The 23,655-nt window shown below is 36.1% G+C and carries 29 protein-coding genes; 6 read left to right on the top strand and 23 right to left on the bottom strand.

Annotated features, from left to right (window positions below; genetic code table 11):
* Positions 1 to 68: 68 nt before the first annotated feature.
* The 7 genes from aroC to MKL62_RS11635 all read right to left on the bottom strand — a co-directional run bounded on the left by aroC (position 69) and on the right by MKL62_RS11635 (position 6,424).
* On the bottom strand, positions 69 to 1,160 hold the full coding sequence (gene aroC / locus MKL62_RS11665) for a chorismate synthase (protein ID WP_000918444.1): 1,092 nt from the start codon (positions 1,158 to 1,160) through the stop codon (positions 69 to 71).
* A 12-nt stretch (positions 1,161 to 1,172) separates the two neighbouring features.
* A complete protein-coding gene (gene prmB / locus MKL62_RS11660; RefSeq protein ID WP_000441019.1) occupies positions 1,173 to 2,177 on the bottom strand; it encodes a 50S ribosomal protein L3 N(5)-glutamine methyltransferase in 1,005 nt (334 codons plus the stop codon).
* Between the two features lie 236 nt (positions 2,178 to 2,413).
* Positions 2,414 to 3,619, bottom strand: a complete 1,206-nt coding sequence (gene trpB, locus MKL62_RS11655; RefSeq protein WP_005128723.1) for a tryptophan synthase subunit beta — start codon at positions 3,617 to 3,619, stop codon at positions 2,414 to 2,416.
* Positions 3,620 to 3,655: 36 nt separating this feature from the next.
* Positions 3,656 to 4,843, bottom strand: a complete 1,188-nt coding sequence (locus MKL62_RS11650; protein WP_005128724.1) for a vWA domain-containing protein — start codon at positions 4,841 to 4,843, stop codon at positions 3,656 to 3,658.
* Between the two features lie 15 nt (positions 4,844 to 4,858).
* The gene (locus MKL62_RS11645; protein WP_001271636.1) at positions 4,859 to 5,710 is read right to left on the bottom strand and encodes an AAA family ATPase; all 852 of its coding nucleotides are present in this window, start codon (positions 5,708 to 5,710) and stop codon (positions 4,859 to 4,861) included.
* A gap of 29 nt (positions 5,711 to 5,739) precedes the next feature.
* Complete coding sequence (locus tag MKL62_RS11640) at positions 5,740 to 6,126, bottom strand: hypothetical protein (protein ID WP_001206390.1); 387 nt, start codon at positions 6,124 to 6,126, stop codon at positions 5,740 to 5,742.
* Positions 6,119 to 6,424, bottom strand: coding sequence for a YcgL domain-containing protein (locus tag MKL62_RS11635; protein ID WP_000543500.1), 306 nt, complete (start codon positions 6,422 to 6,424; stop codon positions 6,119 to 6,121). Before MKL62_RS11635 ends, MKL62_RS11640 begins: the two co-directional genes overlap by 8 nt.
* 442 nt (positions 6,425 to 6,866) lie before the next feature.
* Here MKL62_RS11635 and MKL62_RS11630 point away from each other — a divergent pair, with 442 nt between their 5' ends.
* The gene (locus MKL62_RS11630) at positions 6,867 to 7,031 is read left to right on the top strand and encodes a hypothetical protein (protein WP_000086293.1); all 165 of its coding nucleotides are present in this window, start codon (positions 6,867 to 6,869) and stop codon (positions 7,029 to 7,031) included.
* Between the two features lie 71 nt (positions 7,032 to 7,102).
* Here the strand turns inward: MKL62_RS11630 and MKL62_RS11625 are convergent, their stop codons facing one another.
* The 7 genes from MKL62_RS11625 to MKL62_RS11595 form a co-directional block, all read right to left on the bottom strand.
* Entirely contained in the window at positions 7,103 to 7,444 is a 342-nt protein-coding gene (locus tag MKL62_RS11625; protein ID WP_000367442.1) for a hypothetical protein, read from the bottom strand.
* 130 nt (positions 7,445 to 7,574) lie between these two features.
* Positions 7,575 to 7,841 (bottom strand): hypothetical protein, encoded by a 267-nt coding sequence (locus tag MKL62_RS11620; protein ID WP_000183702.1) that lies wholly within the window; start codon positions 7,839 to 7,841, stop codon positions 7,575 to 7,577.
* 502 nt (positions 7,842 to 8,343) lie between these two features.
* Entirely contained in the window at positions 8,344 to 9,468 is a 1,125-nt protein-coding gene (locus MKL62_RS11615; RefSeq protein ID WP_005128728.1) for a ribonuclease D, read from the bottom strand.
* Between the two features lie 305 nt (positions 9,469 to 9,773).
* The gene (gene recR / locus MKL62_RS11610; RefSeq protein ID WP_000490551.1) at positions 9,774 to 10,370 is read right to left on the bottom strand and encodes a recombination mediator RecR; all 597 of its coding nucleotides are present in this window, start codon (positions 10,368 to 10,370) and stop codon (positions 9,774 to 9,776) included.
* Positions 10,371 to 10,379: 9 nt separating this feature from the next.
* The gene (locus MKL62_RS11605) at positions 10,380 to 10,709 is read right to left on the bottom strand and encodes a YbaB/EbfC family nucleoid-associated protein (RefSeq protein WP_001024697.1); all 330 of its coding nucleotides are present in this window, start codon (positions 10,707 to 10,709) and stop codon (positions 10,380 to 10,382) included.
* 265 nt (positions 10,710 to 10,974) lie between these two features.
* The gene (locus MKL62_RS11600) at positions 10,975 to 11,211 is read right to left on the bottom strand and encodes a hypothetical protein (RefSeq protein ID WP_000917295.1); all 237 of its coding nucleotides are present in this window, start codon (positions 11,209 to 11,211) and stop codon (positions 10,975 to 10,977) included.
* Between the two features lie 177 nt (positions 11,212 to 11,388).
* A complete protein-coding gene (locus MKL62_RS11595) occupies positions 11,389 to 12,576 on the bottom strand; it encodes an O-succinylhomoserine sulfhydrylase (protein WP_005128729.1) in 1,188 nt (395 codons plus the stop codon).
* Between the two features lie 133 nt (positions 12,577 to 12,709).
* Here MKL62_RS11595 and MKL62_RS11590 point away from each other — a divergent pair, with 133 nt between their 5' ends.
* A complete protein-coding gene (locus tag MKL62_RS11590; RefSeq protein WP_005128733.1) occupies positions 12,710 to 13,795 on the top strand; it encodes an alpha/beta fold hydrolase in 1,086 nt (361 codons plus the stop codon).
* 80 nt (positions 13,796 to 13,875) lie between these two features.
* Here the strand turns inward: MKL62_RS11590 and MKL62_RS11585 are convergent, their stop codons facing one another.
* The 5 genes from MKL62_RS11585 to MKL62_RS11565 form a co-directional block, all read right to left on the bottom strand.
* The gene (locus MKL62_RS11585; RefSeq protein WP_000934177.1) at positions 13,876 to 14,643 is read right to left on the bottom strand and encodes a class I SAM-dependent methyltransferase; all 768 of its coding nucleotides are present in this window, start codon (positions 14,641 to 14,643) and stop codon (positions 13,876 to 13,878) included.
* A 174-nt stretch (positions 14,644 to 14,817) separates the two neighbouring features.
* A complete protein-coding gene (locus MKL62_RS11580; protein WP_005128734.1) occupies positions 14,818 to 15,192 on the bottom strand; it encodes a cell envelope integrity TolA family protein in 375 nt (124 codons plus the stop codon).
* A 178-nt stretch (positions 15,193 to 15,370) separates the two neighbouring features.
* Complete coding sequence (locus tag MKL62_RS11575; RefSeq protein ID WP_000826149.1) at positions 15,371 to 15,595, bottom strand: hypothetical protein; 225 nt, start codon at positions 15,593 to 15,595, stop codon at positions 15,371 to 15,373.
* Between the two features lie 500 nt (positions 15,596 to 16,095).
* Positions 16,096 to 16,296, bottom strand: a complete 201-nt coding sequence (locus tag MKL62_RS11570; protein WP_000564581.1) for a hypothetical protein — start codon at positions 16,294 to 16,296, stop codon at positions 16,096 to 16,098.
* Between the two features lie 129 nt (positions 16,297 to 16,425).
* Positions 16,426 to 16,851, bottom strand: a complete 426-nt coding sequence (locus tag MKL62_RS11565) for a GFA family protein (RefSeq protein ID WP_000065217.1) — start codon at positions 16,849 to 16,851, stop codon at positions 16,426 to 16,428.
* 264 nt (positions 16,852 to 17,115) lie between these two features.
* Here MKL62_RS11565 and MKL62_RS11560 point away from each other — a divergent pair, with 264 nt between their 5' ends.
* The 3 genes from MKL62_RS11560 (at position 17,116) to MKL62_RS11550 (ending at position 19,178) form a co-directional block, all read left to right on the top strand.
* Positions 17,116 to 17,385, top strand: coding sequence for a YARHG domain-containing protein (locus MKL62_RS11560; RefSeq protein WP_001037927.1), 270 nt, complete (start codon positions 17,116 to 17,118; stop codon positions 17,383 to 17,385).
* 18 nt (positions 17,386 to 17,403) lie between these two features.
* Positions 17,404 to 17,817 (top strand): HIT family protein, encoded by a 414-nt coding sequence (locus MKL62_RS11555; protein WP_000312749.1) that lies wholly within the window; start codon positions 17,404 to 17,406, stop codon positions 17,815 to 17,817.
* Positions 17,818 to 18,071: 254 nt separating this feature from the next.
* A complete protein-coding gene (locus MKL62_RS11550; RefSeq protein WP_000734916.1) occupies positions 18,072 to 19,178 on the top strand; it encodes a porin in 1,107 nt (368 codons plus the stop codon).
* A 110-nt stretch (positions 19,179 to 19,288) separates the two neighbouring features.
* Here the strand turns inward: MKL62_RS11550 and MKL62_RS11545 are convergent, their stop codons facing one another.
* Positions 19,289 to 19,879 (bottom strand): YidB family protein, encoded by a 591-nt coding sequence (locus MKL62_RS11545; protein ID WP_000183448.1) that lies wholly within the window; start codon positions 19,877 to 19,879, stop codon positions 19,289 to 19,291.
* A gap of 99 nt (positions 19,880 to 19,978) precedes the next feature.
* Positions 19,979 to 20,440, bottom strand: a complete 462-nt coding sequence (locus MKL62_RS11540; protein WP_000840534.1) for a DUF6231 family protein — start codon at positions 20,438 to 20,440, stop codon at positions 19,979 to 19,981.
* Positions 20,441 to 20,479: 39 nt separating this feature from the next.
* On the opposite strand from MKL62_RS11540, the gene MKL62_RS11535 reads away from it, so the two are divergent.
* Positions 20,480 to 21,349: a DUF2797 domain-containing protein gene (locus MKL62_RS11535; RefSeq protein ID WP_000422836.1), complete on the top strand. Its 870-nt coding sequence runs from the start codon at positions 20,480 to 20,482 to the stop codon at positions 21,347 to 21,349.
* Between the two features lie 49 nt (positions 21,350 to 21,398).
* Here the strand turns inward: MKL62_RS11535 and MKL62_RS11530 are convergent, their stop codons facing one another.
* Together MKL62_RS11530 and MKL62_RS11525 are read right to left on the bottom strand one after the other, a co-directional pair.
* On the bottom strand, positions 21,399 to 22,517 hold the full coding sequence (locus MKL62_RS11530) for an ABC transporter permease (RefSeq protein ID WP_005128735.1): 1,119 nt from the start codon (positions 22,515 to 22,517) through the stop codon (positions 21,399 to 21,401).
* A 4-nt stretch (positions 22,518 to 22,521) separates the two neighbouring features.
* On the bottom strand, positions 22,522 to 23,646 hold the full coding sequence (locus MKL62_RS11525; protein ID WP_005128736.1) for an ABC transporter permease: 1,125 nt from the start codon (positions 23,644 to 23,646) through the stop codon (positions 22,522 to 22,524).
* Positions 23,647 to 23,655 lie beyond the last annotated feature (9 nt).

Raw genomic sequence — 23,655 nt, 5'->3', positions numbered from 1 at the left:
TTCAATAAAAATAGAAAAGCCACATAATTTTGATTATGTGGCTTTTTTAATATGCTGATTAGAATTAACTATGGTTCAATTGGCGCAAATGGAGGAACAACATCCGCGTTTTGAGCACGGTGGCGTAAGAAATGATCCATTAGAACTATCGCTAACATTGCTTCTGCAATCGGAGTTGCTCGAACGCCCACACACGGGTCATGACGGCCTTTAGTTAACACATCAGTATCTTCACGATTTAAGTTAATCGTTTTACCTGGCGTTGTAATACTTGCTGTTGGTTTTAGTGCAATCGCCACACGAATGGTCTGGCCACTTGAAATACCACCTAAAATACCACCAGCATGATTCGCTAGAAAGCCATGACTAGTCAATTCATCACGAGTTTCATGTCCAAACTGTCCTGCTACAGCAAAACCATCACCAATTTCAACACCTTTAACCGCATTGATACTCATCATTGCATGTGCAATATCAGCATCTAAACGATCAAAGACAGGCTCACCCCAACCTACAGGAACTTTTTCGGCTAAAATTTCTAACTTAGCACCACAACTTGTACCTTGTTCACGTAAAGACGTAACCAATGCTTCAAAACGAGGAACAGCATCTACATCGCCACAGAAAAATGGATTATTTGGAACTTCATTCCAATCTAGTTTTTCAGCAACTTCATTACCAATTTGAGTCACATGACCGCGGATCAGAACACCAAATTTTTCTGCTAAATATTTCTTCGCAATAGCACCAGCTGCAACACGCATAGCAGTTTCACGAGCACTTGAACGGCCACCACCACGATAGTCGCGGAAACCATACTTTTGCGTATAAGTGTAATCTGCGTGACCCGGTCTAAAAGTTTGTGCAATATTTCCATAATCTTTCGATTTTTGGTCTGTATTGCGAATGAGTAAACCAATTGGCGTACCAGTAGTTTTACCCTCAAAAACGCCAGAAATAATTTCAACCTGATCAGGCTCTTTACGCTGAGTCGCAAATTTGGAGGTTCCCGGCTTACGGCGATCCAGATCTTTTTGCAAATCTTCTTCGGTTAATGCAAGGCCTGGTGGCACTCCATCAACAATTGCCATTAAACCAACCCCATGCGATTCACCGCATGTAGTCACACGAAAGAGTTGTCCAATACTGTTCCCTGCCATATGTCCAACTCCTTAAACTTGTTCTTCAAATAATTTTCTATAACGACGACATTGTTCAGCAGTCAAAGCAAAAATACCTGAACCACCTTTTTGGAAAGTAAGCCAGTTGAAATCAACTGTATTAAAGTTTTGGCGCATTGCCCATTCAGAGTTACCCACTTCAATGACAATTAAACCATCTTCAGTTAAATAATCTGCCGCTTGAGCAAGCATTTTACGCACGAGGTCTAAACCATCTTGGCCTGCTGCCAATGCAAGCTCAGGTTCGTGTAAAAACTCTTCCGGTAAGTCAGCCATATCTTCGGCATCAACATACGGAGGGTTACTTACAATTAAATCGTACTGGTTTTCAGCTGGAATTTTTTCAAATAAATCCGACTCAAGTAATGCAACTTGATATTGTTTATTATGATGTTCAACGTTAATTGATGCTACTTCTAAAGCTTCTTTAGAGATGTCTGTTGCATCTACTTCTGCATCTGGATAAGCATAAGCTAAAGCTACCGCAATACAGCCAGAACCTGTACACATATCTAAAATACGTTGTGGAGTTTTAGGCTTGGTATTTTCTGGTAAGTTATTAAGCGCTTCACGCATTTGGCCATTTTCATCTAAACAATAGGGCGCAAAACGTTGCTCAATTAACTCTGCAATTGGTGAGCGAGGAATAAGTACGCGCTCATCCACATAAAATGGCTTATTAAAGAAATAAGCTAAATTTAATAAATAAGAAGTCGGAATACGCTCATTAATACGGCGCTCCAACAAGCTTAAGAATTCTGCTTTTTCACTTGGTAAAAGCTTCGCATCTAAAATCTCTGAATCTGCAGACCATTCAAGAGATAAGGTTTGTAAAACTAATGCAGAGCTTTCTGCGAAATAATCTTCAGTACCTTGTCCTAAATGTGCATCATATTGACGTAATGCTGACACCCCAAAACGAATAAAATCTCGAATTGTTGATAAATTTTCAGCAGCTTCCTGTAAATGTTCAGGGCTAATCGTCGGTCGCTCCACTTAGGCGTCTCCAAAGGCAAATTTTGCAAAGTGACTATTCTACTGAGTGAGGTAGTGCAAAGCAACGCTTTGCCTTGTGAACCAGTGTTTTACATATCTATCTCGAACAGTCACGGCTCAAAATCAAAATACTTTGTTTTAATTAAGAAATAATGAACTTTTAAGTAGGGTAAAATTTAGTCTATAAAATAAAAAAGCGGCCTTTCGAAATGAGCCGCTCTTTAAGTATATTTAGTTTAAAGCTTAAGTTTTTCTGCCACATAATCAGAATCTTTATCGCCACGACCCGACAGATTCACCACGATCATGGTTTCTTTCGGCAGTTTTGGCGCTTCACGTATTGCCCATGCGATAGCATGTGAGCTTTCAAGCGCAGGAACAATACCTTCAACTCGTGATAAGGTCATAAACGCATCTAAACATTCTTGGTCAGTTGCAGTGCTATATTCCACACGGCCTAAATCTTTTAAGAAACTATGTTGTGGCCCAACACCAGGATAGTCCAATCCTGAAGCGATAGAATGCACAGGTAAAGGTTCACCAACCTCATTTTCAAGAACATAACATGCCATACCATGAATTTGGCTTGGCTTACCTAATGTTAGGGTTGCCGAATGCATATTTGTATCTAGCCCATGCCCAGCAGGTTCAACTCCTACAAGTTTCACATCTGAATCATTTAAAAAAGCTGTAAACGCACCGATTGCATTTGAACCGCCACCGACACATGCGACAACACAATCTGGATTTTTTCCAAATCGTTGATGCGTCTGCTCTTTAATTTCCTTACCAATAATTGATTGAAAATCTCGAACCATTTTAGGAAATGGATGTGGACCAACCACAGAACCAATCGCATAAATAAAATTTTTAGGATCTTTTAAATATTCTTCAAACGCGCTATCTACAGCATCTTTTAAGGTTGCTGTACCGCGAGTTACTGACACCAAATGAGCGCCCAAAATTTTCATTTTGACCACATTTGGATGTTCTTTTTCAATATCTACTTGCCCCATGTGGATTTCACATGGAATACCAACTAAAGCACAAGCCGTTGCTAAAGCCACCCCATGCTGACCCGCACCCGTTTCGGCAATGACTTTCTTTTTGCCCATATACTTAGCAAGTAGGGCCTCACCTAAACAGTGATTAATTTTATGGGCACCGGTATGATTTAAGTCTTCACGCTTTAAATAAATTTGCGCGCCACCTAACTGTTCTGAAAGGCGTTTTGCATAAAATAAAGGACTTGGACGGCCGACATAATTTGCAAAGAGGTCTGCTAATTCATTTTGAAATTCTGGTGTATGGCGAATTTCTTCATAAGCAACATTAATTTCATCCATTGCTTCTTTTAAATGTGGAGGAATAAATTGCCCTCCATATTCACCAAAAAATCCTTGTTCATTCGGTAAAGCAATACCATTAATTTGATGTTGCATATCATCCCTCTTTTTAAATTATTAAAGTTATCAAGTTTATCGAGAAAGGTAACGCGTCAAATCCTCAATGCCTTTTAAGGTCATTGGATACATATGGTTTTCAAAAATCTCTTTAATCCAACCAATTGTTTGAGTGTAATGCCAATACCCTTCTGTTTCAGGGTTTAACCATGCTGTTTTATCAAAATGCTGACGTAGGCGACGTAACCAAACTTCACCTGCTTCATCATTCATATATTCAACCGAGCCACCTACCGTTTTCAGCTCATACGGTGCCATACTGGCATCACCTACGACAATTACACGATAGTCACGTCCATAGGTATGAAACAAGTCCCATGTGTTCATGCGAGTAGCTGTTCTTCGGTAATTATCTTTCCAAACATAGTCATAAAGACAATTATGGAAATAAAAGTATTCAAGCGTTTTAAATTCTGTTTTAGCTGCGCTGAATAACTTTTCACATTGGGCAATGTGTGCATCCATCGAACCACCTACATCAAACAACATGAGCACTTTGATTCGATTTCGACGCTCTGGCACCATTTGAACGTCAAGAATACCCTGCTTGGCCGTTTCACGGATTGTACCGTCAACGTCTAACTCTTCGGCAGCACCTTGTCTTGCAAATTTACGTAAACGTCGTAAAGCAATTTGCATCTGACGAGTACCAAGAACTTGGTCATCATCTAGATTTTGGTATTTACGCTGTTCCCAAACTTTAACCGCTGAACGTTTACGGCCCGGCCCACCAATTCTGACGCCTTCCGGATGGTCACCAAAAGCACCAAAAGGTGAAGTTCCACCCGTGCCAACCATACGGTTACCACCTTGATGTTTTTTATGCTGTTCACGTAAACGCTCTTCTAGCATTTTCATCAGTTCTTCTAAAGAACCTGCTTTTTGAAGTTCAGCTCTTTGCTCTGGTGTTAAATGCTTTTCTAGAAGTTCTAAGTCGAACCAGTCTTTTGGAAGTTTATGGACTTGCTTGAGTAACTCATCAATATCAAAGGTTTCTATGCCATCAAAGTAATCTTTCATGGCACGATCAAACTTATCAAAAAAACGTTCATCTTTAACTAAAATGGTTTTTGCGAGTTGATAGAACTCTTCTTGATCGGCAAAAACTAGCCCTTCGCTTACTGCACGATTTAAGTCAATCAGTTCACGAGTCGTGACTGGAACACCATATTTTCGTAAGGTGTAAAATAACCGCACAAACATGGGTTATTCCCTCCTTTAACGTCGCGACATGAAAGCCAAACGTTCAAGCAGTTGCACATCTTGCTCGTTTTTAATGAGTGCGCCATACAAAGGTGGAATAGCTTTTGATGTATCTCGATTACGTAGTACATCTTCAGGCATATCATCTGCCATAAGCAGACTCAACCAATCGATCAGTTCAGATGTAGATGGTGGTTTCTTCAAGTTAGGAATTTCACGGAGCTTGAAGAAAACTTGAAGCGCTTCATTTACCAAAGTTGCAGAGATATTCGGGAAATGTACCGAGATAATTTCGCGCATCGTTGCTTCATCTGGGAACTCAATGTAATGGAAGAAACAGCGACGCAAGAAAGCATCTGGCAATTCTTTTTCATTATTTGAAGTAATAATTACGATTGGACGTTGAGTAGCCGTAATTGTTTCGCCTGTTTCATAAACATAAAAAGACATTTTATCTAGTTCATGTAACAGGTCATTTGGAAATTCAATGTCTGCCTTATCAATTTCATCAATTAAAAGCACACAGCGTTCTTCACTAGTGAAAGCTTCCCACAATTTACCAGGCTTAATATAGTTCTTAATATCGTAAACACGATCATCACCAAGTTGGCTATCACGTAAACGAGACACAGCATCGTATTCATATAAGCCTTGCTGCGCCTTAGTCGTTGACTTGATGTGCCAAGTAATGAGTTTTAAACCAAGACTTTCTGCCACTTGCTCGGCAAGTAAAGTCTTACCTGTACCCGGCTCACCTTTAACCAATAAAGGCTTTTGCAAAGCACGAGCTGCTTTTACAGCAAGTTTAAGACTATCAGTCGCGATATATTGATCTGTACCGGTAAAATGTTGGGTATCAGCAGACATGTAGAGACCTTATTTTTCTATTTCAATGGTTAGATGGAACGCATGCTTTTGTTTGTTATATATTTTGACCAACAATAGCCAATAACCAAACCTAGACCGATTACAAACAGAATTAAGGATAAATTTGACCAGATTAAAGGACTATCTTTAGTTAAAACACCAAACAGTAGTCCAAAAATAGCTGGTGCTACAGATGCATTAGGCCCTTCCGAAACAGTCGGTGTCACCAAAATAGCAAAAACAACTAACCAGCTTATTGCGCCCAAAGTGGTAGGTAAGCGGCGCATTAAACGCCACCAGCACCACAAGGCAATAATAGCGCCAACGCCATAAGCTGTTAAAGCAATAATCTCTTCAGGAATTGCATCGAGAGAAGAAAGTAATTGATTTAAAATTCCAGCTTGATCTTCACGCACCACGTAAGCCCTCTGGTTCAACTGCATTTGGGTTAATTAACCCTTCTGGCGGCATCTGAATAAAGAAGCCTTTTGTTTGTAATGAGTCTAGAACATGTAAAACATTTACACGCGCTAATTTACGTGTTGGAGCCAATTCTAAATGCATGACAAACGTTGCACGGCCAAAGGCTTGTAAAACAGCTTCTGGAACTTTTTCAAACGGATCGGCTTGCTCCGTTTCATCAGGATAGTTTGGACGAGCAATATAAATGTACATTTCATCTTTTTTGCTCGATCTATAAATATCACAGTGCATTTCAAATCAACTCTTGAACTAAGGACAGCATACATGAAAAAAAACGACAGACACACGCAGGTTTGTTTACGCATCAGTCGTTTTTTCTTTTCTTGCGAAATATTAACCTACAACAATCATTAAGGTCGATAAATAACTTTTAATTTTCCAAAGTTTTAAATTTTCAACCTTCATTAACTCTTTAATTTTACATAAAAAATCTTTTTGTCGACTTTTATAAAATAAAAATTTTACATTTTAAAAACAATAAAATTTGAACTAAAGCAGACTAGCTTTGATTTAATCTATTGAATTTTATAAATTTAAGGTTAAGTATAAAGTTAAATAAGCTCTAAATAAGATTCAACTTATGTATACAGGATAAGACATTATTTAACCGTTTTTGATTTTTAATATGATTCAATAATAGAAGATCTTAAAAGAAACTATGGAGGTCTATGCTATGTCTCGTGGCGACAAATCATCTTATACAGCAAAACAAAAACGTCAGGCGAAACATATTGTTGAGAGTGAAGTAGATAGAGGTCATTCTCAAGAAGAAGCTGAACGTATTGCATGGTCTACCGTCAATAAACAAGATGGCGGCGGCAAGAAAAAATCACATTAAAACTACCACTGGATACTTCTTTAGTTGGCCTATGACTAAAGAAGTATCTTATCAACATATTAACGCAAGCATTAAAAGATTCTTGAGCCTTGCATATAATCATTACTTACCTGATTTAGAGTATTTAAGATTATATGGTCATCTTGAGTACGTAAGGCTTCATTTAAGCGATTCATGTAATTCACTAACATTTCTTTCGAAGCTTGAGCGAACTCGGTAGTTACCGCTTCATCTTCATATAAGATGACATAACTACGGGCAAACCCATAAATGAGATAAATTACAGCTTTTTCGTTTAGGTGTGATGAATGTTTGAGATGGTGTTCACAGGCACTTTTTAAATTCTTAAATGCATCTGTACCAGTAGATTGATTTTTGAAAGATGAAAGTATTGTTTGGAAGTTCATATCCATATTCCACTCAAAAAGTAAAGCTACAGAAGAAGGATAAACCTGTCAAACAATATGTTGATTATTATGAATTTAGATTGTAAAAAATTATAAAAAACGCCCAAAACCATGGGCGTTTTCATTAAACAAAAGCTTAGAAACTGACTTCAATATTGACTGTTGTACCAGATTGCTCAATATTGGTTGAAACATTAAAACCTCGTATTTTTAACTCTTCCTCTACCTGTGTGATATGTTCAGGATGCAAAGCATCTATTGGAAATTGAAAAACTGCCCGTCGCTTACCTTCTTTCGAGATTTCCTCGGTTCCAGATAAAATTTTTTCTAACAATAGTGCTTGATCTATTTTTACGTCTTTCGCATTTTTTCTTGCCTGTTCAGCATTAAAATTATTCGTCATATTTATATCTCTAATTATTAGTAGTTTTCATTTATAACATAAAAAAATTGATCTCAATATTAGCTTATTATTGATTTTAAAAACTTTTTACACCTCCATATATAAAATTAGAGGCCTCCTCTCCCCGAGAAGGCCTCTATATTTCTGCACCGAAACAAACTTATAGTTATATATTGTTTATTTTGAAATTGTTTTTCTTGCTACCAAGAATATACAGACCTGTATATATACACAATTGAATTTTTCTCACTAATAAAGTTAATTTAATTCAGCATGACTTTCTATAATTAAGATTAAATTATCTTTTTATAATTTAAACTTTATAAAATCAGTAAAATGTAAACTCAAACTAAACAAAAAGTTAATCTTATAAAGACTAACTTATTAAATGACTTTATTTTAAAGTTATATTAACGAACACCAACTGATCAGTTATTAATCAGATAAGTTATTTTGAATCTTAAAATTCAATTTAACTGAAAACTTTTCTTAATACGTAAACCTAAAATAAAAGACTGGCTTTCTCTTCTTTAAATAACTGAATAAGCGGCTTAGTTAAAAGCTCATAGCGCCAACCCAATAAATAATCTGGGAGATCCTGTTCATCACCTTTAGTAAGCACATGCTGATGAATCGCATTTAACCATTTCTTACGTAGTAAAACTTCTTTAGGTATAGAGGTTTGTTCTATCGCTTTAGCAATTAATGCATCCATTTTATTTAGGGTTTCTTTGGATGTAATTTTAAAAGGTTTAGCAATTTTAGCTGGCCAGTGTCCTTCAACAGGTAAGTCTTTTAAAAGATCAAGAATAATCTTTCCATATTCACGAACAACATTCGGACGGATATCTTTTACTTGAGATAATTGGAAACTATTGCGTGGATTTTTTTCGACTAAATCAATCATCGTCGAATTTCTAAGGATAAAACTACGTGGCTGGTTTGTTGCTCTAACCACCTCTTCACGCCACTCACTTAAATTTTGCAATTGCATTAATTGACGACGTGAATGACGATAATTGCCCACATCTGTATATAACAACGGGGTTGGTGTTTCACTAATAATTTCTTTGGTTAAACTACTACAATCCTCAAGAACATACTCATAAAGCCCTTTTTGTTTAAGCTGATCTTTAATATGGTTAGCCAATTGCATAAGGTATAAAACATCATTTGCCGCATAACATAGCTGTTGCGGAGATAAAGGGCGTGCCAACCAGTCTGATCGAGTCTGATCCTTTTCAATATCAATCTCTAAACAAAGCTTTAATGCACCTTGATAACTTACTTGTAAACCATGTCCCAAAAAGGATAATCCAACTTGAGTATCAAAAACATTTAATAGGTTTTGTTCATTGGCATAGTGATAGATTAAATCAATATCTTCACCACATGCATGAAAAATATTTTGTTGAGCAAGAAAGATTTTTTTCCAAAACTCGCTTAAATCTAAAGACACTCCATCCAGCAAATATACATTTCCGTTGACATTGACTTGACATACTCCAAGTTTAGGCCAAAGGGTATCAACCTTAATAAATTCTGTATCAAGTCCATAAGTTGAACATTGATCCATTTGTTGAAGAACATCAACCAATTCGGTTTGCTGTTGGATAAACTGAAACATGCTTTCTCAAGTAAATGCAAAGAGTGCTTTAAACTCTGGTATATATAACATAGGATTAGAAAAATGCTACTGAATCCTTGATGAATAATCTATTTTTGAACAATTTTCCAAAAAAGAGATAATTTTTTGATCATTATTTTAAATTTTTCAAATTTAATGTCCTTCTAAATGTTTATTTTTTACAAAAGCTTTTTTTAATTTATATATTCACTGAGTAGTTTTTAAAAATATGTTTTTGTCTTTTAAAAAGATTTTTTGATAATACGATATTATTCAAAAAATATTTGAAATAAGCACCGAGGTACTTATTTCATACGCATACGGTTATGAACAGCCTGACTTAAGGTATGACTATCCACATATTCAAGCTCGCCACCTTGTGGTACGCCTTGAGCAATACGTGTCATGTGAATAGGTAAATGCTTCGTCGCTTCAACCAAATAATGTGCCGTCGCCTGACCTTCCACAGTAGCATTAGTTGCCAAAATGACTTCTTCGATCGTACCTTGGCTTAAACGTTGGATTAGATAAGGAATGCCTATTTCTTCTGGCCCGATTCCATCTAATGGAGAAAGGTGTCCACCCAACACATGGTATTTGCCACGAAAACTACCACTTTGCTCGATTGCCATAACATCTGCCGGAGACTCAACTACACAAAGCAATTGATCATCTCTTTCTGTTGAAGCGCAAATATCACAAATTTCGTGCTCTGTTAAAGAGTGGCAAACACTACATTCATGAATATAACTTGATGCTTCATGTAGAGCATGTGCTAAAGCAAATGCACCTTCACGATTTTTCATCAAAAGATGTAAAGCCATACGTTGGGCCGACTTCGGTCCAACGCTAGGCAAAATACGTAAAGCTTGAACGAGTTGTTCAAATCTATCACTAAACACTGATCTTCCTTAGAACATGCCTGCTAAACCAGGGGGTAAACCCATACCTGAGTTAGCTTTTTGCATTTTTTCTTCAGAAACTACTTCAGCTTGACGCACAGCATCATTCACCGCAGCTGCGATTAAGTCTTCAATCATGTCTGGTTCGTCTTGAAGTAATTCTGGATTAATTTCGATACGTTTTACGATATAACGGCCAGTCATTGTTACTTTAACTAAACCACCACCCGCTTCAGCGTGTACTTCAGTTTGAGCAAGCTCTTCTTTAGCCTTTTTTATATTTGATTCCATATCTTTTTGCATGCGCTGCGCTTGCTGCATGAGCATATTGATATTCATAAACCTAACTCCGTATCTCTATCAAATATTTCAAGTATTATTGATAGTCATATAACACTTCGGAACTTAAACTCTTTGAACGCCCCTATCGATCAGTAAGATCATTGAGGTCAGTACGTTTAAATCAAAATTAATCCGCAATTCTGACACAATAAATTAATGTTTTCTATTGGTATCTATGAAACTCTTTTAGGTAACTCATCCATTTAAAGCTTTCTATACGAAACTTTTTACTGCGAAGGCCAGTTCTAAAATTTAAGTTAAGCTACTGCGAGGCTTGGAGGGTGCTATTGTCGGGTTTATATTCATTTAAAGGAATTTTCTGAAAAGAGGCATTCGCTTTTTCTATTGTATGATCAGCTTCTTCAACTGATTTATTTGCATCATTAATCAATAGAACAGTTTCGTTAATTTGAGTCGGTTCATCCTTTTGGGCAAATACTTTGTATCCAACCAAACCAATTGCCCCTATAGCGACTAAAATAATTATAGGTTTAAGCATGGTTAAAAACTCACTTTGTTATTTTTATTAAATTTAGAACTTTTATACGTTGTGATTTTTAATTCATTTACAACAAAATGTAGCTTTTTTATTTCAATCGTTGTTTGTGAGTAACTTCCCTTAAAGTAAAGCCACACCAAAATGAGTGTGGCTTAATTCTTAGATATATAAATTTTATTAGATCAAATCTAATCCACGTGAGATATCACCAATAATATCGTTAATATCTTCTAAGCCAACCGAAACGCGGATTAAGCCTTCTTGAATACCAGCAGCTTGTTTTGCTTCAGCAGAAAGTTTGCCGTGTGTGGTTGTAGCAGGATGCGTAATTGTTGATTTCACATCACCTAAATTACCCGTGATAGAAATAAATTTGGTGTTATCAATAACCTTCCACGCGCCTTCACGCTCACCTTTAACTACAAAAGAAACAATCCCGCCAAAGCCATTTTGCTGTTTTGCTGCAAGTTCATGACCTTCATGAGTTGGAAGCCCGCCATAATAGACCTTTTCTACTTTTTCATGGGTAGACAACCACTCGGCAAGTTTTTGAGCATTTTCACAGTGCGCTTTCATACGTAAACGCAAAGTTTCTAATCCTTTTAAGAAAATCCATGCATTAAACGGACTCATAGATGGCCCTAAAGTACGCACTACGCTAAAAACTTCTTCTAGGAGTTGATGTTTACCTACCACTGCACCACCTAACGCACGGCCTTGGCCATCTAAATATTTAGTCGCAGAGTAAATCACTAGATCTGCACCCAACTTTAACGGTTGCTGTAAAACAGGTGTACAGAAACTATTGTCAACAGCAAGTAATGCGCCATTTGCATGTGCAATATCTGCAAGCGCTTGGATATCTGCGATTTCAGCTAATGGATTAGACGGTGACTCAACAAATAATAGTTTAGTTTCTGGACGTACTGCATTTTTCCATGCATCTAAATCGCGTAGATCAACAAATGTGATATCTACACCAAATTTGGCAATGTATTTTTCAAATAAAGCGACAATAGAACCGAAAACTGCTCTTGAGCAAATAACATGATCACCTGCTTTTAGATACGCCATAGCAATCGATAGAATTGCTCCCATACCTGAGCTTGTAGCCACGGCACGTTCAGCCCCATCTAAAGCCGCTAAACGTTTTTCGAACATCGATACAGTCGGATTAGTAAAACGAGAATAGATATTTCCTTGAACCTGACCAGAAAATTTTGCAGCTGCTTCAGCAGCGTTTTCATATACAAAAGATGAAGTCAAAAAAATTGGTTCGCCATGCTCACCTTCAAAACTACGAGTGTGTCCGGTACGAATGGCTAAAGTATCAAGTTGGTATTCTAAATCATCAGACTGGTTCATTAAATGTTCGCCTTTACTGGTCATGTACTAAAAACTATCATCATTTTGAGTGCCTAAGGTATTTAAGGTCAAGGTAAACCTGAAAATTATCGCTTAGACTTCAATCAATCTTTAGTATAGTTGGTAAAACAAGATGAAACGCTTAAAGTCCCTTGTCTCAGAACAAAGTCAAATCAAGCACCTCTCTACCCGACTATTTCGTCCTCAAACATTAGTATTGTCACAAAGCACTCCGTTTGAAGTGATTGGTGAATTCAACCAAACCCGTGTTCGTTATTATGCAGCTACAGAAAAGAACTTTAGAGAACCATTAGTATTTGTGGCACCTTTAGCTATTAATATGGCGATTTATGATTTATATCCATATCGTTCTCTTATCAAATACTTCCAAAATGCAGGTTTTGACGTATACCTTGTCGATTGGGGGCGTTTAGGCTTTAAAGATAGACATCTTAACTTTTTATCGTTTATTGAAGATTTTATTCCTAAAGCTATAGAGCTTGTTCGAACACATTCAGGCAGTGATCAAATTTCTCTACACGGATGGAGTATGGCTGGCATATTCGTTACTTTATATACAGCGCATAATCATCCGAATTATGTCAAAAACCTTATAGTTTTAGGTAGCCCAATCGATAGCTATGCTTCTGGTTATATTGGAAAACTCTATCGAACCATAAACAACACTATTGCCCGCAATAAAAAGCTTCAGGAACGTATTTACTCAGGTTTACCGAAGCGTTTGATTCATACTCCGGGCATTTTAAACTCCTTAGGCTTTAAAATTCTTGACCCTAAAGGCTGGTTCGATGGTCATATTCAATTACTTAAGAACCTTAATGACCTTCAGTTCGTACAAGAACATGCCACATTAAGCAGTTTTTTAAACAATATGATTGATTATCCGGGAGGTATTAATCAGGACATGTTATTTAATGTTTGGCTGCAAAATCCATTAAGACAAGGTTCTATTCAGTTAAAAGATAAAAAAATCGAATTAAAAAATATCGACTGTTCACTCTTAGTTGGAGCTGGTCGTAGTGATCAATTAGTGACGGCAGATGCAGCTCAGCCATTAAGTCAGTTAACCAGTAGCCAAGATGTTACATTTACTCTTATTCCTGGCGGTCATTTAGGTCTAATGTCAAGCCAAGCAAGTGCGCAGGAATTCTGGCCAAAGCTAGCAACATGGCTGAGTGAGCGTTCAACAAAAATCTGAATTTAGGCATAAAAAAGTCCTCTATATGAGGGCTTTTATCTAACGCTTTCTCTATGAACACAAACCCAAGCTTAGACTCATTAGAAGGATAGTTTTTTAAATACAAAGTACCCGACCTTACTTTCAAAACTTCCATCTTTTTGAATATTAAAATACTTTTTAACAACATCTGCTGCATTTTCTTGGAGATACCTAAGCGTTTTTATTTGATCTTCAGGTGTCTTCATGCGCTGTACCCAACTATCAAAATCTAGTTTGAGGGTTTGTTTCTCTAAAGTTGTTAATTCAAACCCAGCATCTTCAATAAAGTGAACCCAGTCTTTAATACTGTAATTTCTTACATGACTAGGGTCTCGAATCACTTCTATAGTCTGTAAAAATGTATCTAAAATAGGGAAACTTGAGCTAATAATATCAACAAAAATAACAGTGCCATTTGGCTTTAATACACGATTTATTTCTTTCATTGCTGTTGGGACATGCTGCCAATGATGGGCAGAATATCGACTAATGATTACATCAAATTGTTCATCAGTAAAAGGCATATCTTCAGCAATGCCTTGTTGTACAAAAATATTTTTTATTTTTCGAGCATTGGCAGCTTTTGACACTGTATCGAGCATTTCATGAGATAAATCATAAGCAAAAACCAGATCTGCATGGCGAGCAACGTTATAAGCTACATGACCACCACCGCAACCTAAATCTAAAACAACGGCATTTGGATATTCATCAATTTCTTTAATGAATTTATCAAACTCGACCCCTTCAGAGTGAGCGGTGCTATTCAAATAACTTAAAGATTTATTTTGATACTGTTTTAAATTTATCTCATGTTGATTCAACATGGCTTATTCCTCTTCTTTGATGAGTTAACCATAAAAGAAAAAGTAGATAAAAAATAATGATTAGTTTTTCAATAATTAATAAAATAAAGTTATAGTTTGTATCTCTATCAATTCTTAATAAAAAAACCACCATATGGTGGTTTTTTAATGTAAGGCCAAGTTCATATTTAAAAATTACTTTGCAGTAAATTTAATATTGAACTTTCTTACTTGTTTTCTAACTTCCGGATTAGAAGGTAAAACAAAGGGACTTGCACGCCATATCGCCTTTTCAATACTCGACTTAAACTTTTGGTCTTCTTTATCTAGAAAAATAATTTGCTCAATCTCACCAGTATCACTTAAAAAGACTTTAACGCTAGCACTCATTCCCACTGAAGAAGGCGGAACATTCCAAATTTTAAAGATCTTTTTTTGATATTGTTGCTTGTACTTTTCTACTTCTACAATAATTTTGTTATCATCACTTTTTGCTGGTGATAATAACTTAGAATTAATTGTGCACCCACTTAATAACAATATAGAAGTTAAAATAATGACGTTTTTCATTTATAAAACCAATTTTTTCAACGATTAAAATTTAACATTTTATCTTTTTAAAAACCACCTAAATGGTGGTTTTATGCTAAATAGCTACTACTAAATATGTTCTTAGCAAATTCTAAATTTTAGCTAATTTACGAGGATTATTTAGTTTAACTATTTAATTATAATTTTCAGCAACGTTTTAAAAAGATATTTTATAGCGGGAATTTATACTTGAGTGTTCAGGCATATCAGCAATATCCTGCTCAGTAAAAATTCCATGTTCAAGTACTTTAGTGGCATTAAAGGCAGTATTGACCGGAGTAACAGGCGATTTAGTAATATAATTTTCATCTGCTTTTTGTGTTAACGATGCACACCCATCTAAACCAAATCCTGTAGCCAATACAAGTAACAATCTCTTCATCTGTCTCACCTGTTATTATAAAAATCAAACAATCTAACAAATTATCCACTGATTGTCACATTTTTAAAACGATTAGGACTAAGCCAATTCTTTACAAAAACTCAATGAAATGTAAAGTAATTTGCATAAAGTGTTAAATTGTGTAAAATACCTAAATAATTTAATGATACGTTTTAACTTATGATCTTTTTACTTTTCTTATTTTTGTTATTTACCTTTGTACTCCTCTTAAATGCACATTACAAACACTAGGTATTTGTATCTGTTCTTCTCTTCTGTTAAATATTTTTTGAAAAATTAAATATTTTCTTAAAAGCGTTTACTTACTTTCTTTAGTCTAGATTTTTATAAATACAAAAAAAGCCCGCTTTGTAAGCAGGCTTTACCCTTTTTGATTTTTTGCGCTGATCATTCAGGACTTTTTGCTGTTTGTGACAGCGCTCGGATATTACACTTATACTTAAAGATTAAAAAGACTAATCTTTTTTAAACTGATACATTTACTCATCAATTTCAATCGGATCGCCGTCTTCAGGACGAATATGCCGTGTCCCATCATCAGCAGGATCGACACTAGAGCCATCTTTAGTAATCGAGTTATACATTTCGTCCTCTTTTTTATCGTCTATGAATTCTTCATCTTCAAAATCAAGAGGCTCGTCATCATCTTCAAAATTTAAAGGCTTTTCTTCATCTATCATGTGAACCATCCTTTTTAAGCTATGTGATTTCATGCTCAAATAAATATCGGATATATTCAACAGTGAACACACATCTTTTATGTAAAGAATACTTAAAAATTATTAAAATATATAAAAAGTTAAATAGTGTTATTCAAAATATTTTAAGAACTCTTCTAACTCAGGTAAATGTGCAAAGTTTTTATGAGCATCCCCTAACACAACCCAATCATGTTTTGACTCTATACAAAAATTAAGTTTTAAATCTGGTTTAAACGGTTGTTCAAGAAGCCCCAACGGTATCCACATATAGTTTGTACCATTAATTTTATTAGGGACAGGCGAGCCACATCTATTACAAAATGATGAAGTAAAACCAGTTTCTTTTTTATAGGTAGCCACATATTCCTTACCCATCAACCAATTAAACTGATTTTCTTTTACTAAAGTAGCGGCATTCGCTCCAGTACCAGTTTGTTTTCGGCATAAGCTGCAATGGCAGTGATAAACCGTTTTGATTTCACAAGGTACAGAGAATTTTACTTTATGGCATAAACAAGAACCGATGTTACTCATATAACGTACTTATTTCATTACTATAAAAATTTTAATCATGACTTTAAATATTGGTTAAGTATATATTTTAATTGTTTAATATAAAATATATCTAATCTTTTGATTTAAAAAAGATTATAAAAAAGATCTTGATATATAAAGCTTTTTTATATTATAAGGTGAAATGTGACTTTAAATAACACTTGAGTAATTAATAGTCATTGAAATATTGGGAATAAACCTTATATTGAGTACAGGTTCATACCTTTAACTGAGGAAAAGCTCATGAATAAATTAATGGTTGCGGTATTCGCTGGAATGGTGACCCTTGCCGGTTTCAGTGCTCAAGCTGCAACACCTGAGCAAGAATGTCAAAAATTGCAAGATGATTACAATTTGATTTATGCGTCAAAAGGCTTTTGTTTTAAAGACCAAGATGCTAAAGAAAAATATGGTAATGAAAACTGTCATACGACTAAGCCAAAATTCTCTGATAAAGAGCAGCAACGTCTAGACGCAATTAAAGAACGTCAAAAAGAATTGAAGTGTAAATAGTATTTAAAGGAATAATACATGGCATATGATGATCAAAATATCTTCGCAAAAATTTTACGTGGTGAACTTCCAGCGATAAAACTCTATGAAGATGATCAAGTTCTAGCTTTTATGGATATTATGCCCCAAGCCGATGGTCATGCATTAGTTATTCCAAAAACTCCTGCAGTAACTTTACTTGATTTACCTCCTGAAGCGGCAGCTTATACCATCCAGATCGTGCAAAAAATTGCTAAGGCAATGGAAACTGCATTAAATTTGGATGGAATTGTGCTCATGCAGTTATCAGGAGCAGCTGCCGGACAAACTGTCCCTCATGTTCATTTTCACCTAATTCCGACAAATGTTCACCAACTTGGCAAACATGCGGCGCAATTAGGAGACCAAGATAAAATCAAAGCTTTGGCTGAGAAAATTAAAGCAGCACTTTGATTTTAAGAGATAAAAGCGGAGTTTAAACTCCGCTTTTTTTATTTAAAAAGTGTAATAAAATCAAAAGAAAATAAAGTATTTTCAATTTTTAATTGTCATAAAACTGTCATTTCTTCTTCACTCCATTGTCACAAAGTTTACAGATACTTCTTAGCAAGTTGGTGAGCTTCTGTAACTTTTTGTACATAAGCCAACTAAAAAATAAAAGTTAGCTAGGCATACGCCATTTAAAAATACCTTTTGGAGAAATCTCAATGAAGAAATTGCTTCTCGCTGCCGCAGTTGCAACTTTGAGCGTAAACGCGGTGCAAGCAGCGCCAACTTTGTACGGCAAACTAAACGTTTCCATTAACCAAGTTGACAACAAAAATTTCGATGGTAAAAGTGACGTTACCGAAGTTAACTCAAACTCTTCTCGTATTGGGGTAAAAGGCGAAGAGAAGTTGACTGATAAGCTATCTGCTGTTTATTTAGCTGAATGGGCAATTTCTACTGACGGTTCTGGTTCAGATACTGACCTTAGCGCCCGTAACCGTTTTATTGGTTTAAAAACTGAAGGCGTCGGTACGTTAAAAGTAGGTAAATATGACTCTTACTTCAAAACCTCTGCTGGTAGCAACCAAGACATCTTTAACGATGACACACGTTTAGATATTACAAATATTATGTACGGTGAAAACCGTTTAGATAACGTAGTTGGTTTTGAATTAGACCCTAAATTATTAGCTGGTTTAACATTCAATATCATGGCTCAAACTGGTGAAAGCACTTCTGATAGCAAAAAAGGCGAAACTGGTAAAGACAGCAAAAATGATAGCTTCGATTCAGTTTCGACTTCTCTAGGTTATGAAAATAAAGACTTAGGTTTAGCAATCGCTGCTGCTGGTGACTTCGGTATTAAAGGTAAATATGCTGCTTACGGTTTGAAAGATGTTTATACAGACGCTTACCGCGTAACTGGTTCTTATGACATTGCTAAATCTGGTTTTGTAGTAGGTGCTTTATGGCAACATGCTGAACCTACTGATGACTTGACTGCATATGGTCAAACATATAAATCAGATGGTTCAATCGATAAAGCTGGTAAAGCTTACCGTGGTTTAGAAGAAGAAGCATACGCGGTAACTGCTGCTTATAAAATTCCTAACACTAAACTTAAAGTAAAAGCAGAATATGCTTCTGCTGAAACACAAGTAAATGGTCAGGCAGATCGTAAAATTGACTTGTATGGTTTAGGTCTTGATTATCAAATCAATAAACAAGCTCGCTTCTACGGTATCGTTGCTCAACAAAAACGTGACTGGTTGAACGACGACGACAAACAAACTGTTGTAGGTACTGGTATTGAATATAACTTCTAATCAGTTATGTTTGATTCAGATCTAAAATAAAAGGGCTTATGCCCTTTTATTTTTTGTCCTGAGTAAAAAAAGCCGATATAAAACTTATCGGCTTTTTTAAGATTTATATCTTATTTTAAGAAACCACTTACAAGGTTCATCACATTTTGAATATCTTGGTTAGCTTCTTGATGATCTGTACTCTCACCTTGAGGTGTTAAAGAATCAATGACCTGAGGTAAGACAGAAGCGATTGCACCATAAACTTGTTCTTTTGGTGCTTGAGCTTGCTGAGCAACTTGTTCAATGTCTGCTGGATTAAACAGACTTTGTAATTGCTGGGTCGGAACCTCACTATTACTTTGATTTGGATCAACCCAACTTTGAACTTGGCTACCTAAACCCGCACCTTTTAACTTTTCTAAAGCAGCCTGTAAACCACCTTGTTGCTGAACCCAGCCTAAGATTAAAGGTACCACTGCAATTAATAAACTTTGTACACCGCCACCAGCTTGAGGTGTGTTGTTATTACCAGTGACTTGTCCTAATACAGAACCCAATACTCCACCAAGACCACCTTGGGCACCAGATGAAGTATTACCACCCATTTGTCCTAATACAGAACCTAAAATTCCACCTAAACCACCTTGACCTGACGCTTGCTGATTCCCACCTAAAGCTTGCTTAGCCAAAACTTCCACAATGTTGCTTAAATTTGTCATGAGTAACTCTTATGTATGGTTTATACATGAGCATACGCGTTTTTTTGTTAAGACAGCAAAAATCAAATTGTTAAATTTTGAAAGAGATTGCAAGGTCTTTTACCAACGGAATTTATTCCAATTTTCCGGATTTGCCCAAAATTTTGAATTAAACCAGTCTGGTACATGCTTATAGGTCAAAATATTAAATTGCCATAAAGCAAAATCACTATCATGTGAAGTCTTATCAATAAGTTGGGTAAAACCTAAAGAACGTAGAAGTTGTTCATCACTGCGTTTGCTCACGACAACAATTCGTTTTGCTAATAAATCTCTTAGCTTTACTAATAATTGTGATTTTTGCACATCGTTGATGTCCTGCATTTCATCAGTATCAAACAATACAAAACCCAAATCATAACGCTGAGTAAAAGGCAGACTTAACAGCTCAGTTACGGTAAAATAGTGCCATTGAATTGCGTTATTCTGGTCAATTTTCTGGCCAATACAAAGTGCAGTATGAATAGGCTGTTCGTTTGATAAATCGTCTAGCATAGAAGTGATGACATTTTGTTCAGCCATAACTGCAACCCTTAATTGAAAGATGTGAGTTTAAACTTTATGGAACTACAAGGCATTTGCCATAAAATGCATGCAGGCCTAAAAGATGCTAGTGTAACTGATCAACAGACAACCAAGGCAAATGTTGAATACAAATTTGTATTAGACCGTTCAGAAATTGATCTTCCTTTTAATCTAGGACAAGAACTAGAAATCGAATGGACAGGTAATATTTATTGCACCTCTTGTGGTGCTAAAACACCAAAGTCTTACTCGCAAGGCCACTGCTTTAAATGCTTTAAAACGAAAGCGGAATGTGACCTTTGCATTATGAAACCTGAAACATGCCACTACCATTTGGGTACATGTCGTGAAGATGACTTTGCCCACAGCGTATGTTTTCAACCTCATATTGTCTACTTAGCAAATTCAAGTGCTTTAAAAGTAGGTATTACTCGCGTTAGCCATATGCCTGGTCGTTGGTTAGATCAAGGGGCAACTCAAGCCTTACCTATTTTAAAAGTTGGTTCACGTCGTTTATCCGGCCAGCTTGAAACCATGTTTGGTTCCTTAATTGCGGATAAGACAGATTGGCGTAAACTTCTCAAAGGCGAAGCTGAACCTCTAAATTTGATTGAACAACGTGATCAGTTAATTGAAGAGTTCGCACCTAAAATTCAAACTATTCGTGAAGAATTTAGTCAAAACCTTGAATTTAACGAAACGGTTGAATTACTAGAAAATGAATTGCCACGTGAGTTTGTTTATCCAGTTGAACAATATCCTGAAAAAATTAAGTCTTTAAACTTAGATAAAACACCAAAAATTCGTGGTGTATTGCAAGGTATTAAAGGCCAATATTTAATTTTTGATATTGGTGTTATTAATATCCGTAAATATACAGGTTACGAGCTGATTGTACGTGCATAAGTCGCTTTAAAAAAAGCCCTATAAAAATGGGGCTTTTTAATTAATATAACTAAGATAATCTATTTCTAAACAACCAAGCTGCTAAAGGTAAAGTTACTATTCCCAGCACAATCATTGGTAAAAAGTTCAATTTGACTTGTGCAAAGCTTGCACCTTCCAAATAAACCCGCTGTACTAAGTTAATTCCAAATCTTAATGGATTTGCATAAGTTGCTAGTTGTAATGCTTTTGGCATGTTTTCTACAGGTGTCAGTAAGCCTGAAAGTAACATCAAAGGCATAATCAATAAAAATGTAAAAAGCATAGCTTGTTGCATATTTAAAGATAAAGCTGAAATTGATAAGCCCACACCAACTACAGCCACGTTAAAGCTGAATAATCCAAAATAAAGCAGTCCAATAGAGCCATTCATTGGAATTTTAAACCAGAACAAAATAATCAATAAAATAATGGTCGATTGCATCAAACCTACAAAAATCGGCGGCAAAGCCTTACCAATCATAATTTGTAATGGCGTATAAGGTGTCACTAATAATTGATCAAACGTACCCTGCTCACGTTCACGCGCAACTGATAAAGCAGATAAAAGTAATGTCTGCATCATACTTAATGCTGCAATTAATGCAGGCATTAAGCTCCAACGAGACTCCTGATTTGGGTTGTACCATGTTCTTGTTTCAAGGCTAATCGGTAAAGCTGAGTTAAATTTTTGCTGATTGAATTGACCAATAATTTTATTTAGATATGACCCTGCGACCATAGCTGTAGATGAATTTCTACCATCAACAATGACCTGTATAGGAACGCTTTGGTTATTGTTTAATTTACTCTCGAAATCATTGGGGATCGTAATTACGAGCAATGCCTGACGGTTATCAATGACATGTTTGATTTGTTCGGTATATTCCAGTGTTGCAACACGCTTAAAAATACCAGAGCCATCGAGCTTCGAGATCAGCTCATGTGAAACCTGCCCGTTGCTCTGATCTAAAATTGCATAATCTACATGGTTAACGTCATAAGTAGCCGCATAGCCAAATAAAAGTGCTTGCATCAGGGCGGGTACAAATAGAATAGCCCTATTTGCAGGATCACTAAAAATGGTTAAGAATTCTTTTTTGACTAAAAAACTTAAGTGTTTCAGCCACGTGATTAATTGCTGCCACATAACTTTATCTCAACCGTTTTTTCAGTGAAAAGTTCACAGCACATATCAAAACAACGATATATCCCAATAAAATACCGCACTCTTTAAACCATAGCTTCCAATCATCCCCTCCCATAAATAAAGTTTTAATTAAAACCATAAAATGCGTCGCTGGAAGTAACTGGCTAATAATTTGCACAACCAAAGGCAAGTTGCGTGTATCAAAAACAAATCCGGAAAGCATCAGCGCTGGCATAAAACTTGCCAACAAAGCAATTTGACTCGCCTGAAACTGACTTTGGGCAAAGCCAGATATAGTTAAACCAAGTAATAATGAAACGATTAAATATAGAAATGAAGCAGATAAAATTGAGAATAATGAACCGCGCATAGGTACTTCAAAAATAAAATGTGCAGCAACAATACAAATAACGATATCAATCATGCCGACAACAACGTACGGAATGAGTTTTGCCAACACAATTTCAAATGGCCGTACTGGTGTGACAAATAAGGCTTCTAATGTTCCCCGTTCCCTTTCACGGGCAATAAGCAGACCCGTTAAAAATGCGCCAATTAAAGTTAAAATGAGTACCATTAAACCCGGTACTAAAAACCAAGTACTGTTACCAGATTCGTTAAACCATATTCTTTGTTCAATTTTAACGGCGCTTGCAGATGCTAATATTGGGCTACGATCAATTTGTATTGATGGCGCGGTAGCCAAAGCACCCGCGACATACCCCTCTAAAGCAGTTGCTATGGTGGTCGATCTACCATTTAATAGCAATTGAACCTTTGCGTTACCTAGTTGGGCCTGACTTGCAAAATCGGAAGGCAAATGCAAAATCGCATCAATTTTGCCATTTCGAATGGCCTGTTCTGCTTCAGGCAAATTATGAAATTTTAGACTGGTTAAATATCGCGATCCATTTAAGCCAGCTAAGACCTGATTGACCTGCAGTGAGGACTGATCAACTACAACACCAACTCGTGCTTGGTTCAAGTCAAAAGAAAGTCCATAACCAAACAGTAAAATTAAGATAACAGGCAAAACTAGGCCAATTCCGAGACTGCTTTTGTCACGAAGAAGCTGTTTAGTTTCTTTCCGAACTAAGGCTTTCAAGCGACTCCAAAATGCAAAGCTCATTGTAGGTCT

Origin of the sequence: Acinetobacter sp. AOR01_HL (assembly GCF_027855455.1) — a bacterium.
GTDB classification, from domain to species: domain Bacteria; phylum Pseudomonadota; class Gammaproteobacteria; order Pseudomonadales; family Moraxellaceae; genus Acinetobacter; species Acinetobacter baumannii.
Note: the sequence above shows the minus strand (reverse complement) of the source record. Positions and strands in the feature narration are given on the sequence as shown.

Excerpts from the sequence above, each read along its gene's own strand:
- MKL62_RS11560 (WP_001037927.1), top strand. The coding sequence starts at position 17,116 with ATGAATAAATTAATGGTTGCGGTATTCGCTGGAATGGTGACCCTTGCC.
- aroC (WP_000918444.1), bottom strand. The coding sequence starts at position 1,160 with ATGGCAGGGAACAGTATTGGACAACTCTTTCGTGTGACTACATGCGGT.
- MKL62_RS11590 (WP_005128733.1), top strand. The coding sequence starts at position 12,710 with ATGAAACGCTTAAAGTCCCTTGTCTCAGAACAAAGTCAAATCAAGCAC.
- MKL62_RS11540 (WP_000840534.1), bottom strand. The coding sequence starts at position 20,440 with ATGGCTGAACAAAATGTCATCACTTCTATGCTAGACGATTTATCAAAC.
- MKL62_RS11645 (WP_001271636.1), bottom strand. The coding sequence starts at position 5,710 with ATGTCTGCTGATACCCAACATTTTACCGGTACAGATCAATATATCGCG.
- MKL62_RS11565 (WP_000065217.1), bottom strand. The coding sequence starts at position 16,851 with ATGAGTAACATCGGTTCTTGTTTATGCCATAAAGTAAAATTCTCTGTA.
- MKL62_RS11620 (WP_000183702.1), bottom strand. The coding sequence starts at position 7,841 with ATGACGAATAATTTTAATGCTGAACAGGCAAGAAAAAATGCGAAAGAC.
- MKL62_RS11615 (WP_005128728.1), bottom strand. The coding sequence starts at position 9,468 with ATGTTTCAGTTTATCCAACAGCAAACCGAATTGGTTGATGTTCTTCAA.
- trpB (WP_005128723.1), bottom strand. The coding sequence starts at position 3,619 with ATGCAACATCAAATTAATGGTATTGCTTTACCGAATGAACAAGGATTT.
- MKL62_RS11605 (WP_001024697.1), bottom strand. The coding sequence starts at position 10,709 with ATGAATATCAATATGCTCATGCAGCAAGCGCAGCGCATGCAAAAAGAT.
- MKL62_RS11625 (WP_000367442.1), bottom strand. The coding sequence starts at position 7,444 with ATGGATATGAACTTCCAAACAATACTTTCATCTTTCAAAAATCAATCT.
- MKL62_RS11585 (WP_000934177.1), bottom strand. The coding sequence starts at position 14,643 with ATGTTGAATCAACATGAGATAAATTTAAAACAGTATCAAAATAAATCT.
- MKL62_RS11530 (WP_005128735.1), bottom strand. The coding sequence starts at position 22,517 with ATGTGGCAGCAATTAATCACGTGGCTGAAACACTTAAGTTTTTTAGTC.
- MKL62_RS11545 (WP_000183448.1), bottom strand. The coding sequence starts at position 19,879 with ATGACAAATTTAAGCAACATTGTGGAAGTTTTGGCTAAGCAAGCTTTA.
- MKL62_RS11600 (WP_000917295.1), bottom strand. The coding sequence starts at position 11,211 with ATGCTTAAACCTATAATTATTTTAGTCGCTATAGGGGCAATTGGTTTG.
- MKL62_RS11555 (WP_000312749.1), top strand. The coding sequence starts at position 17,404 with ATGGCATATGATGATCAAAATATCTTCGCAAAAATTTTACGTGGTGAA.
- MKL62_RS11630 (WP_000086293.1), top strand. The coding sequence starts at position 6,867 with ATGTCTCGTGGCGACAAATCATCTTATACAGCAAAACAAAAACGTCAG.
- MKL62_RS11650 (WP_005128724.1), bottom strand. The coding sequence starts at position 4,843 with ATGTTTGTGCGGTTATTTTACACCTTACGAAAATATGGTGTTCCAGTC.
- MKL62_RS11595 (WP_005128729.1), bottom strand. The coding sequence starts at position 12,576 with ATGAACCAGTCTGATGATTTAGAATACCAACTTGATACTTTAGCCATT.
- MKL62_RS11570 (WP_000564581.1), bottom strand. The coding sequence starts at position 16,296 with ATGATAGATGAAGAAAAGCCTTTAAATTTTGAAGATGATGACGAGCCT.
- MKL62_RS11575 (WP_000826149.1), bottom strand. The coding sequence starts at position 15,595 with ATGAAGAGATTGTTACTTGTATTGGCTACAGGATTTGGTTTAGATGGG.
- MKL62_RS11635 (WP_000543500.1), bottom strand. The coding sequence starts at position 6,424 with ATGCACTGTGATATTTATAGATCGAGCAAAAAAGATGAAATGTACATT.
- MKL62_RS11580 (WP_005128734.1), bottom strand. The coding sequence starts at position 15,192 with ATGAAAAACGTCATTATTTTAACTTCTATATTGTTATTAAGTGGGTGC.
- MKL62_RS11535 (WP_000422836.1), top strand. The coding sequence starts at position 20,480 with ATGGAACTACAAGGCATTTGCCATAAAATGCATGCAGGCCTAAAAGAT.
- MKL62_RS11550 (WP_000734916.1), top strand. The coding sequence starts at position 18,072 with ATGAAGAAATTGCTTCTCGCTGCCGCAGTTGCAACTTTGAGCGTAAAC.
- MKL62_RS11525 (WP_005128736.1), bottom strand. The coding sequence starts at position 23,646 with ATGAGCTTTGCATTTTGGAGTCGCTTGAAAGCCTTAGTTCGGAAAGAA.